The following is a 2,072-nucleotide window of genomic DNA, read 5'->3' on the forward strand; positions in this document are numbered from 1 at the left end:
TTGATGGGGCCTCCGTCTTTGCCCGTATGTTCCAAATGCTTTGCATCCCTCCAGCGTTCCGGGGCCCTGTTTTTCAGAAAGAAGATCGTAGCGGTAACATCAGAAGCGACCGCCTTGTTCACAGTCTTTGTCGTGACAAGCTTCTCCTCTGTTTCTCCGGTTTCCGGATCAATGATTATCTTCAGCTCCTGGGTGGACTCTTTCGTTCGATATCCTTTGATGCGCTTGAGGAGAGAATCTTCCGCGGTCATTGTATCGAATTTATCCCTGCCGCTTTTTATGGAGTCGCGAAAACTTTCATGATTGTCCATCCACCGATAAACTGTTGCCCTGTCGACACCAAACAGCTTTGCTACTTTCGACACCGTAAAACCGCCTTCAACGCATGCCACGTATGCGATTTGATCGTATTCCGGTTTGTATTTTCCCGTTCCTTTCGGTCTTGCCATTACCTCTTCCTTTTTCATTTTTCAGTACAAAGACCGCTTCCTGCCAACATCAATTCGCAATCGGTTTGTACGAGTCACACCTCTCTTTGTCGAAACCCTCCTTGTTCAGGTTCTTGCAGGGTGCACGCTGGTTGTACTGACAGATCTCGCAGTTAACTTTGCCATGAGGAACAGAACCAGGTGCAGCCCTTGCCTTGTTCTGCTCCTTGCTGAGCCAGGTCGAGATGTGGTTCCGGATACCGGCTTTGGTTTTACGCCGCTTTGGATTGTCAATGCTCCACTGACGAGCTCGCTTGAGCACCTGGAGGACGTCAATGCCCGGGAACGTCTCTTGCCATTCGTCGATGTCTTTTTGCAAAACGGGGAAATCTCCATCACGAGGGATCAACGGAAAAACCAACACTGGAGATTCGACCGGTTCATCTGTCGCTTCCGGTTCGGCGACTTCTTCAGAAGGCTCCGGACAATAATCTGTTACTATAGGAGTAGGAATAGGAGTAGGAGTAGGAGTAGGGGCATTGCTATCTGCATGCTCTTTGCATTGCTCGACGCATGCGTCTTGCTTGCCTTTAGCATTATCTTCTTGTTTTTTATCATTTTTTTTCTTTTCCCATCTTGCTGCCGCTGCCTTTTTTGCCCGTTCTCGACGGTCTTGTGCGTGGATTACATACCCCTGATGGTCCTCCCAATCGTGCAACTGGTACACTCCATCATCGTTTATTTCCAAAAATCCAACCTTCATAAGTGCATCAACGAACTCTTTTGAGTCCTTTTGCCATCCTGCTTCTAATGCTATGTCATGCTCGTCCCATGCTACTAGCATGCCGGTAGGATTGCTCATAGCAACACCTATCCATAAATCAAGCAGGTAATCGGTCGCACCCGGGCCGAGAAGAAGAGCCAGTTTTTTTCTTTTGCGGTTGCCACGGAATGACACGGCTATTCGGATATCTGTGTTCATCCTTTACCTATCCTCCAGACCTCGACGGTTCTGCTTTTTCTCTTGCTGATAAATAGACACTTCTCTTCCTTCGTTGTATCTGCACTTGGCACAGAGGGCCTGATATTGGGTCTTTCTGCACCAGGCCCTTGGCACTTCCTCAAGATTCTTTTTATGGCCGACTGTCTGCATCTGACAAAGAACCCTGCTCATGAGGCTGCCTCTATTTTCTTTCGAGACTTCAGGTAAAGCCGGCGCATGGTGTTTATCATGCGTTTTGTAAGCATGGTTTTTGCGTTCCATCGCACCATGGATTCGAAAGAAGCAGGACGAAGAACAATACCTTTTAAATCTTTCAGCCTATTTTCTTCTTCGATCTGCTTTGGTTTTTCCGGGTGTACTTCGAGAATCCCTATAACCTTGCCGTCAATCTCGACCTCAAGCCATTTGGCTTCTTGTTGTGGTTTCCAGTTCATATCTGCTCCTCAAAACCATTTCTCTACAACTTGCCCTTTGGTGTAAAATGTCCACTTTGCAGCATCAGAGCTCCACCTTCCATTGACCCTGACCCGATACAGAGGCAGCTGCCAATACTCATCAAAATCACTTTTTTTAAGCGGCACCATGGGGCTAAAAAGTTTGCGAGTGGATTGCTTACGCATTGACTCACCCCAGGTGCGCCT

General features: G+C 47.8%; 5 protein-coding genes. All 5 read right to left on the reverse strand.

The window, feature by feature from the left end; translation table 11 throughout:
• The coding region (locus tag BLQ17_RS21930) for a helix-turn-helix domain-containing protein (protein WP_176761406.1) at positions 1 to 449 on the reverse strand (449 nt) is incomplete at its 3' end.
• A gap of 49 nt (positions 450 to 498) precedes the next feature.
• On the reverse strand, positions 499 to 1,410 hold the full coding sequence (locus BLQ17_RS21935) for a hypothetical protein (protein ID WP_092226410.1): 912 nt from the start codon (positions 1,408 to 1,410) through the stop codon (positions 499 to 501).
• Positions 1,411 to 1,413: 3 nt separating this feature from the next.
• Positions 1,414 to 1,602: a hypothetical protein gene (locus BLQ17_RS21940; protein ID WP_092226412.1), complete on the reverse strand. Its 189-nt coding sequence runs from the start codon at positions 1,600 to 1,602 to the stop codon at positions 1,414 to 1,416.
• The gene (locus tag BLQ17_RS21945) at positions 1,599 to 1,865 is read right to left on the reverse strand and encodes a hypothetical protein (RefSeq protein ID WP_092226414.1); all 267 of its coding nucleotides are present in this window, start codon (positions 1,863 to 1,865) and stop codon (positions 1,599 to 1,601) included. The genes BLQ17_RS21940 and BLQ17_RS21945 overlap by 4 nt, the downstream gene beginning before the upstream one ends.
• A gap of 9 nt (positions 1,866 to 1,874) precedes the next feature.
• Positions 1,875 to 2,072, reverse strand: a 198-nt coding sequence (locus tag BLQ17_RS23050; protein WP_218121888.1) for a hypothetical protein, incomplete at its 5' end; no start/stop codon positions are given.

Origin of the sequence: Desulforhopalus singaporensis (genome assembly GCF_900104445.1) — a bacterium.
Taxonomy (GTDB): Bacteria; Desulfobacterota; Desulfobulbia; order Desulfobulbales; family Desulfocapsaceae; genus Desulforhopalus_A; species Desulforhopalus_A singaporensis.